The organism is Sphingobium sp. 22B (assembly GCF_001580035.1).
Classification (GTDB): Bacteria; Pseudomonadota; Alphaproteobacteria; order Sphingomonadales; family Sphingomonadaceae; genus Sphingobium; species Sphingobium fuliginis.
In genome coordinates, this window is record NZ_LTAB01000040.1 from 26,053 (window position 1) to 34,310 (window position 8,258).

General features: G+C 62.3%; 10 protein-coding genes and 2 pseudogenes. 5 read left to right on the top strand and 7 right to left on the bottom strand.

Going from position 1 to position 8,258, the window contains the following annotated elements; translation table 11 throughout:
• Positions 1-100 precede the first annotated feature (100 nt).
• Positions 101-670 (top strand): recombinase family protein, encoded by a 570-nt coding sequence (locus tag A0J57_RS22940; RefSeq protein ID WP_061939957.1) that lies wholly within the window; start codon positions 101-103, stop codon positions 668-670.
• On the top strand, positions 671-2,044 hold the full coding sequence (locus tag A0J57_RS22945; RefSeq protein WP_061939932.1) for a hypothetical protein: 1,374 nt from the start codon (positions 671-673) through the stop codon (positions 2,042-2,044).
• Positions 2,045-2,355: 311 nt separating this feature from the next.
• On the opposite strand, the gene A0J57_RS22950 is transcribed toward A0J57_RS22945, so the two are convergent.
• The 4 genes from A0J57_RS22950 to A0J57_RS26715 all read right to left on the bottom strand — a co-directional run bounded on the left by A0J57_RS22950 (position 2,356) and on the right by A0J57_RS26715 (position 4,173).
• Positions 2,356-2,646, bottom strand: coding sequence for a HigA family addiction module antitoxin (locus A0J57_RS22950; protein WP_201030962.1), 291 nt, complete (start codon positions 2,644-2,646; stop codon positions 2,356-2,358).
• Between the two features lie 4 nt (positions 2,647-2,650).
• Positions 2,651-2,938, bottom strand: a complete 288-nt coding sequence (locus tag A0J57_RS22955) for a type II toxin-antitoxin system RelE/ParE family toxin (protein WP_235600937.1) — start codon at positions 2,936-2,938, stop codon at positions 2,651-2,653.
• Between the two features lie 98 nt (positions 2,939-3,036).
• Positions 3,037-3,516: a hypothetical protein gene (locus A0J57_RS25595; protein ID WP_076605816.1), complete on the bottom strand. Its 480-nt coding sequence runs from the start codon at positions 3,514-3,516 to the stop codon at positions 3,037-3,039.
• A 213-nt stretch (positions 3,517-3,729) separates the two neighbouring features.
• Entirely contained in the window at positions 3,730-4,173 is a 444-nt protein-coding gene (locus A0J57_RS26715; protein ID WP_061939936.1) for a hypothetical protein, read from the bottom strand.
• Here A0J57_RS26715 and dnaE2 point away from each other — a divergent pair.
• Positions 4,139-4,471: pseudogene (gene dnaE2, locus A0J57_RS22965) on the top strand (error-prone DNA polymerase); the annotation flags it as partial. The gene A0J57_RS26715 and the pseudogene dnaE2 sit on opposite strands and share 35 nt — an antisense overlap.
• Positions 4,472-4,717: 246 nt before the next feature.
• Here dnaE2 and istB read toward each other — a convergent pair.
• Both istB and istA read right to left on the bottom strand, forming a co-directional pair.
• Positions 4,718-5,527: an IS21-like element helper ATPase IstB gene (gene istB, locus A0J57_RS22970; RefSeq protein WP_061939940.1), complete on the bottom strand. Its 810-nt coding sequence runs from the start codon at positions 5,525-5,527 to the stop codon at positions 4,718-4,720.
• Positions 5,527-6,990, bottom strand: coding sequence for an IS21 family transposase (gene istA, locus A0J57_RS22975; RefSeq protein ID WP_173664379.1), 1,464 nt, complete (start codon positions 6,988-6,990; stop codon positions 5,527-5,529). Before istA ends, istB begins: the two co-directional genes overlap by 1 nt.
• Before the next feature lie 433 nt (positions 6,991-7,423).
• Here istA and A0J57_RS22980 point away from each other — a divergent pair, with 433 nt between their 5' ends.
• Both A0J57_RS22980 and A0J57_RS27045 read left to right on the top strand, forming a co-directional pair.
• Positions 7,424-7,660: a hypothetical protein gene (locus A0J57_RS22980; protein ID WP_064232745.1), complete on the top strand. Its 237-nt coding sequence runs from the start codon at positions 7,424-7,426 to the stop codon at positions 7,658-7,660.
• Between the two features lie 51 nt (positions 7,661-7,711).
• Positions 7,712-7,834, top strand: a pseudogene (locus tag A0J57_RS27045) (IS630 family transposase); the annotation flags it as partial.
• 60 nt (positions 7,835-7,894) lie between these two features.
• Here the strand turns inward: A0J57_RS27045 and A0J57_RS22985 are convergent.
• Positions 7,895-8,258 (bottom strand): TolC family protein (locus A0J57_RS22985; protein ID WP_161942153.1); only part of this gene is annotated, 364 nt, incomplete at its 5' end.

The window sequence follows — 8,258 nt, forward strand, 5'->3', positions numbered from 1 at the left end:
AGTGGGGAGTAAAGAGACATAGTATGTGGACGGATATGGATGGGGCGAAGCGGTCGCGCTTCATAGCGTCCACAGAACGACCGTTTGGGAGACGCACGGCATGGGCGGAATATTGGGCTACGCCCGCGTCAGCACCGGCGATCAGGACGTGGCGGGTCAGACCATGCGACTGGAGAAGGCTGGCGCCATCAAGGTGTTCACCGACGTCATGTCGGGCAAGAGCATGGAGCGCCCCGGTCTGGCCGACCTGATCGCCTATGCTCGCAAGGGTGATACCCTCGCGGTGGTCCGCCTCGATCGATTAGGGCGCTCGCTGGCCGAACTGCTCGCCACAGTCGAGACATTGCGCGGCCAGGGCATTGCGCTCCTGAGCCTTGAGGAAAAGATCGACACGTCTTCGGCCGCTGGCGAACTCATCTTCCATGTGTTCGGGGCCATCGCTCATTTCGAAAGGCGGCTCATATCCGAGCGAACCCGAGACGGCATCGCTGCTGCCCGTGCCAAAGGCAAGCAACCTGGGCGCCAGCCTCTCGACATGTCCAAAGTGAATGCCGCCATAAAACTGGTGGAAGCCCACATCTCACCGACCGAAGCAGCACGTCAACTCGGCATCGGCCGATCGACCATCTATCGTGAAATGCGCCGCCTTGGCGTGGAAAGGCCCGCCTGAATGTCCAGATTGAAATCCGCTCACGATCTCTCCGGACTGATGAAGTATATGGGACGTGCGCCCTGGGACGAGATGATGGACGAGATGCTGTTCGCGCATCTTGGCCCGGCATGCGAGGCCACGGATCTTGAGCCTGATGATATCTTCGACGTCATCGGCGACCATTGGCAAGGCCAGCTGTGGGGCTGTGCTTTCGAAGACTTGCTCACACAGGAACTCGAGCCTGAAGGTCTCAATCTCGTCGATGACTATCTCAAGCGCCGGGGCTGGAACGAGAAAGCGCCGAACAAGGCCTACATGCGCGCACTGCGCGATACGGTCATGTCGCTCTATGAAGTGAGCGAGGTCATCCCAGGGCACTCGATGACCTTGCGGGATCTTCTGCGTGACATTGCGCCGGTCACGGTGCGTGAACATAGTGCCACACAGACCCTTGTTAACTGGGACAAGATCGCTGCACGGGTCGTCGATGTGAACGGGCGCCATGGGATTTCCGGCGCCTTGTTGCCCTTCAGCGCAGATGGCGCCGGGCGAGTAATCGAGGCCTTTTCCCAACTTGAAAACGATGGGCCAGGTACTGGCAGACTGTCCCCTTCCGAAAGGGACGGCCTCCTGAAAGCGTCAGGCCCGATTTTCACGAATATCTGGCTTCTGGACAGTTTGGGCAAGGCCATGCCCGGCAGCGTGCCGGAAATGGTCAATGCCGATGGCGATGATCTTGTGTTCCACCGTATCGTGTTCCCCCTGGCGAAGGGCGTGATCGGCAAGAGCGTGGTTCGCAGGCTGAACGCGGCGCAATGGCTGGAACCTGCGAGCGATACGTTCTGGAACTGGCTGGCGCCAGTGACGAAGAACAGGAAACCACGAACGACCAAAGGCGGGCAGGCTTTTGTGACAACCATGGAGGACGGCACACCTGTTTTTGCCAATGTCGAACTGGTGGGTCGCAAACTGATCGTTGAGGTCAATAGCGCCGCCCGCGCGGAGCAAGCGATCACGCATATGCGCGAATGGCTCGGTGATTGCGTGAGCACACCTATGACCGAAATTCGGACTATGGCCCAGTTCATGGCCGATGACGCCGCCCGCGCTCCGCAGGAAGAGCCGCTCGATATCCCGTCGGACGAAAGGGAGCGCATCGTTCATGAGATGCTGACACGCGAATATACCAAAACGCTTGATGAAGCGGTGCCCGCCCTCGGCAACAAGACACCGCGGGCTTTGGCCCGTACAAAGGCAGGCCGGGCGAAAGTTGCCGACTGGCTAAAATATATAGAGAATGGTGCGGCAAAATCCGGGACTGGCGAGCCAATGGCCACCTATGATTTTACGTGGATGTGGCAAGAGCTGGGGCTGATTGACTTCCGCCGTTGACCGCCCTCACATCGCCGTTCTGGTATTGTTCGGGTTTAGCGTTGTCTGGCGTACCATCCACGCGATGCCCTCATAATGGAGAGGTGTTGGGCGTACCCGACGCCAAGTTGCCGAGATCATCACGCAACGGTCGGCGACCTACGATCTGAGAGGTCGATTGGCTGAGGCAGATCCGCGAAGCGGGCGGGCTGCATCCAAGATCGTCAAAGTGACTGCCGAAGGTCCTAAGCAATGCGCGTAACCGCCTGGCAGCTGCCAAGCTTTCCGCTCAAGGTGTCAGCCGGCCCTCAGGCGGAACCGACCCCTAACTCTCACGCCGCGTCCTGTAAGCGCCGGACGGGCGGCTGCTCATGCTGCATAGCACACCAGAGGTCGTAGTTTGCCTGCATCGCGAGCCAAGCTCGGGCGGTGCTAGCCCCTGCCTGCTCGAGACGAACCGCGAGGTCGGGGCTGATTGCGGCCTTGCCGTTCAACACCCGCGAAAGTGCGACCCGTGACATGGCAAGCCGGTTGGCCGCCTCAGTAACAGACAGGGCCAGCGCTGAAATGACTTCATCGCGCAGTAGTTCGCCGGGGTGGGGAGGGTTGTGCATCATCGTCATAGCCTCAATGGTAATCCTGATAGTCGACCAGTTCAGCGTCGGTGCCGACAAAACGGAATGTGATCCTCCAGTTGCCGTTGACCCAAACGGACCAATGGCCTCGCAAGTCGCCCTTCAGCGGGTGCAGCTTGAAGGATGGCAGATTCATATCGTCCGGTCCTGCCGCGACTTCCAGCAACCCAAGAATATTCCGGAGCTTCTTCACATGGGAAGCCTGAACACCCCGCGTGGTGCCACTGTGATAGAAGGCTTCAAGCCCCTTGTGCCGGAATCCAATTATCATCGGGGTCATTGTATCGCGATGCGTTACACGATGCAATGCCTACGGCGGCGATTGAGACAGCCAGCGCTGTCCTGACCGGGATGGTCGATTGGGTAGGGCTATCCAATTTAGCCGAACGACCCCTCAAACGGCGGGGCATTCGAAGCTGACTGAGCGATACGCCGGCGAGTGCTACGCGGGTCCTCGAACAAATCCCGGGCAGCGCAGAGCCGAAACACGTTCCACCAACGCTGCCAGCGATGCTCGGCAGCATCGTGCAGCATGTGGCATCGCTGGCAGAGGGCAGCCAGATTGGCGGGGTCGTTGTTACCTGGATCGTGGTCGAGATGCGCGCAGGCTAGAACGACGTAGGTGCTCCGGGCGCTCAGCAGATCCGCGCCACGCACCGCAATGACCTTGCCGGTGCCAGTTCTCCAGCGCTGAGCATCCGCGTCCCACCACCGTCCATCGCCTAGGTGAAGAATCTTGCGCATGTGAGGGCGCTTGCAATGTTCGCACCGTGATCGAGCGCGGCCGAAGCGAATTGCGTTCGACAACTGCGGCCAGTCGATCGGATAAAGCCAGCGGTTCTCAGAGCGGATCGGCATGGCCCTCTCTGAATCATTCGCGCTTGGTTTGAAAGCGTTTTGTACCCTCTTTATCCCCCGAGTGTTCCACCGCTGTTCTCATCCGCACGTGCCCTTCTGGTCAGGAACCCTTGACCCGCAAGCGGCATTAGCAGAACATATGAGGAACACCTGAGTCAGCTTTTCATGCCCGTCGCCAACGAGAAAACACAACCGATCCTTGATGAGCTGCGGTCACTTGCGTCGCCTCTGGTTGCGCATCGCAGCTTGCCATTCGGCGTTGAACCGCTCGATCGGCGGCTTGCAGGGGAGGGCCTTCGCGCCGGGGCACTCCATGAAATCGCCGCCAGCAGCTGCTCGCTTGTCGACGACGCGGCAGCCACGCTCTTCATTGCGGGGATCGCAGCACGCGAAGCTCATGCGACTGGGGCTCCGGTTTTGTGGGTGAGCTGCCGCAGCGACCTCTATGCTCCTGGCGTCGAGCAGGCGGGTCTGGCTGCAGATCAGGTCATCCACGTCGAGCCGCGTGACGACAAGATGTTGCTGGCGGTGATCGAGGATGCTGTGCGCGATGGAACGCCCTGCGCCATCATTGCCGAAGCCCGCAAGGTGCCGATGGTCGCAAGTCGGCGCCTGCAGCTCGTACCGCCGCGAGGTCAACGCCGACCGCGCGCTCAAGCCACCTGCAGAGATGGTCCGACGATTTGCGGCCTATCCCGACGCATTGCGCGCGAGCGTCGACATTGCAGCGGAGTGCACCTTCGACCTTGGCGAGCTTGCCTACCAGTACCCGCACGAGCGCGTGATCGAAGGGCTGACCGCACATGAAGCGCTCGAGCAGATGACCAACGATGCCGTCGAGCGGATGTTCGACGGCGACGTACCCAAACCTTACCGGGACCAGATCGCGCATGAGCTGCGCCTCATCGCCGACCTAAGCTACGCGCCCTACTTCCTGACCGTCCACGCCATCGTGTGTAGCGCGACGATTACGGAGTCCGGTCGGCGTCAATTATGATGGCCGGTAGGCGGCCGCGCCGGTTGGTGACTTCGGGCTATCATGAGCGGTTGCGAGGGGCAACCGGGCATCGTCCATTACAGCGCTGGGTAATTGTCGCTGACAGTGGACGAAAGCGACAGTTTGAAGGGCTCGGGGTAATTGCCGCTGGCGACAATTACCCGTTGTCTCAGTCAGGGTGCTCGCGAGCGAAGTCAGCGACAATCATGATGGCCGGTCTGGCGCGCCATTCGATGGGTCACAATCGCCGGCGTTGATGCGGGCGACGGCGGATCGCTTGCGGTAGCTCTCGCCGTTCATCTCGATGATGGTCGAGTGGTGCACGAGGCGGTCGATCGCGGCGACGGTCATGGCTGGATCTGGAAAGACGTTGTCCCAGGCCGAAAATTGCTGGTTGGCGGTGATGGCGATCGAATGGCGCTCGTAGCGATGGGCGATGAGCTCGAACAAGGCGCTGGTCTCGACCTGGTCCTTGCGGACGTAGGACAGGTCGTCGAGGACGATGAGATCGAACTTGTCGAGCTTGTCGAGCATCGCGGGCAAGCTGAGGTCGCGGCGTGCGGCCTGGAGCTTCTGGACCATGTCGGTTGTGGAGCAGAACAGGACACGTCGCCCGGCGTCGATGAGGGCATGGCCGATGGCGGCAACCGCGTGCGTCTTGCCCGTGCCGCTCTGGCCGAACAGCAGCAGGTTGCCACCGCTCTCGATCCAGTCGTCGCCGGCAGCCAGGGACAAGAGGTGCGGCTTGCGGATGCCGGGGGCGGCGTCGAAATCGAAGGTGGCGAAGGTCTTGCCTGCCGGGAGGCCGGACTGGTCGCGATGGCGCTGGATGCGCCGGGAGGAACGGTCGGCCATCTCGATTTCGAGGAGTGAGGCGAGCAGGTTGGCGGCCGGCCAGCCATCGCGATCGGCGGAGTCGGTAAGGCGCTTCCAGTTGCGGTTAATGCTCGGCAGGCGCAAGGCCTTGAGCAGGGTAGGCAGCACGGCGGCGGCCTGATCTTTGGTGCGGGTCATCAGTGCACCTCCCCGCTGGCGATCAGGCTGTTGTAGCTGTGCAGATCGGGTGGCGGGATAGTGACATCGCGCTGCGATCTTGCGGTTGGCAGGAACTCGTCCCTCAGCGCATCGACATCGGGCAGGCGCCCGCTGTCGAGTGCCTCATCGATCCGCCGGGCCAGCACCTCGACGCAGTCGCCCCTGGCGGCGATATCGAGCAGCGCGACGGCATCGCGGCAGGCCTGCCATCCGTCGAGCTGGGCATCGAAGGCTTGCCAGGCGCGCCGGTAGGCGTGATCGGGGAACAGGGCTTCGCGGTAGACGAGGTTGCGCAGTGCACCGGGCTTGCGGCGCAGGTTACCGATCATGTGCCGGAAATCGATGCTGTGCCCCCGGTGGGGATGACTGATCCGCACACGCGGCGTGGACATTACCCTGTCCGGACCGAGGAAGAGCTCGATGCGATCGTCAAAGAGATGTGCGTTGAGGCGCCGTCCGACGAGGCGGGAAGGCACCGAATAGGTAACCCGATCGATGCCGACGGTGCCGTTGCGGGTGACATCGACGGTGACCATGGCGAAATCGGTGGTTCGCCTTGCGGGCAGCGCCTTGAGTACCCTGCGTTCTGCATCGATGCGCGCGGCATGCCGTCGGTTCTGCCTGGCGACCTGGGCGTCAACGAACTCGCGCCAGGCCTTGATGCTGACGAAATCGCGGCTGCCCCGCCGGCGCAGGGCCTGATCGAGGCGCCGCTTGAGGTGACCGTGCGGACCTTCGATCGATCCGTTCTCGTGCGCCTCGCCGCGGTTGTTGCGGGTGGCAAGCATGCCGTAATGACGGCACAGCTCGTCGTAGCTTCGCGTGAAATCCCGCTGCGCATCGGCGTCGAGGTTTTTGTAGGCGGCTGACAGGGAATCGCTGCGGTGTTCGGCCGGCGCACCGCCCAGCTTCCACAACGCATCCTGCAGGTGCTCCGAAAGGGCGGCAAAGCTCTCCCCGCCCAGCACGACAGCCGCATGCTCCCAGCCACTCGCCGCCAGGCGGAAGTGGTAGAGGCGATAGGCCAGGGTCTCGCCGGCAACCGTGACCTTGAGACTATCGCATACCGTGAAATCCGACAGGCCCTGCCGACCGGGCTCATGATGCTGCGGGAAGAAGATCTCCTTCTCACCGCCGTGCAGTGCCCGCCAGCGGGCGATCCGGCGTTCCAGTGTTCGTCGTATCGCATCGGGAACAGCATCCTCGCCGAACTCGTCCTGGAGCGTCTCGAAGACCGTGACGGCAATGATACCGTCGATCTGGAGCAACTCCTCGACACGTGGCCAGAATGGCTCGAGCGGATCGGCGCGGGTGCGCCAGTGGCGCCCCTTCTTCTTCTGGGACGGAAGCTGCGGATCGTTCTCGATCCGGCGTGCACTGCGCTCGCTGATACCGGCCTTGGCAGCCGCGACGGCCTGGGTGTGTTGGCGACGATGGGTCATGAAGAGAAATACCTGCTGATCGGAAATGTGGTGGCCCGGCATCGCAAACCCATCGTTCCTTGTTCGATGAGTGTTCCGATACCACCGCCCGCCGCAGCCCCGACCAACCCCCGAAAGAAGGGGAAAGAAGATCGCCATCGGTTGTCTGGTCCGCTCTCCGGTCGGGGCTCCGCCCCTCCCTACGATCAGCCCAGACAACCGATCCTACCGGCCATCATAGTTGCCGCTCAACCGGCCATCGTAGTTGTCGCCGCGCAGAAGTGGACCGCTACCTTGGCCCGGCAAGCACCGCCATCATGAGCGCCATCCTCTTGTGGTACATCTACCGTGTCGTGACGTTCCGCCGCGGTCGCGAGAGCTGAGCGAAGCGCGACCTTCGCTCAACCATCCGAGCGGTTGCTGCCGGTCCGTTATCCCGCGAACGCCCCCTAACTTGCTTAAGCAATCACTGCTCAGCCTACGATCGAGCGACGCAATCTTTTCTGAAGAAGAAGTAGCCTGCCAAGTCGTTCGCGAGGAGATCCCGCAGGGTGGCGACCGGCGGTCAGCGAAGATCGAGGACCACGCCGCGCTTATCCACGCCGGCATCGAGCGGCAGTCCAACATCACGCTGGAGGAGTTGCGCACGATGCTGGCCGGACACGGTGTCAGCACCAGCATCGCAACCTAGTGGCGGTTCTTCGCGCGGCACCGGATCACACGCACAAAAAGACAGCCATGGAGCGAGCAGGACCGGCCCAACATCGTAGATCAGCGCTGGGCTTGGTTCGAGGAGCAACTCGATCTCAACCCCGAGCGCCTGGTATTCCTTGACGAGACCTGGGCATCCACCAACATGGCTCGGCGCGCGCCGCCGACGCGCCGAGAACATCGCAGCCGAACGCGCTATTTCCTTTGACCTCTCCTAGTTCAGCCCGCCGCCAAGAGACCTGTACAGCTCTACCAGGTTGTTCGCCTGGTTGAGCCGGGTCGTGACAAGCTGCTGCTCGGCCGCATAGGCGGTGCGCTGCGCGTCGAGCGTGGTGAGGAACGAGTCGATGCCGGCGCGGAAGCGCGCGTTCGACAGCCGCGCCGCGGTCGATGCCGCAACCGCACGCGCGGTCTGGGCGTCCACCTGCTCGTCGATCGTGCCGCGCTGTGCCAGCGCATCGGCGACTTCCCGGAACGCCGTCTGGATCGACCGCTCATAGGTCGCGACCGCGACTGCCTGCGACGCGCGGGCATATTCCAGGTTACCCTGCCGCTGGCCGCCGTCGAACAGCGGCAAC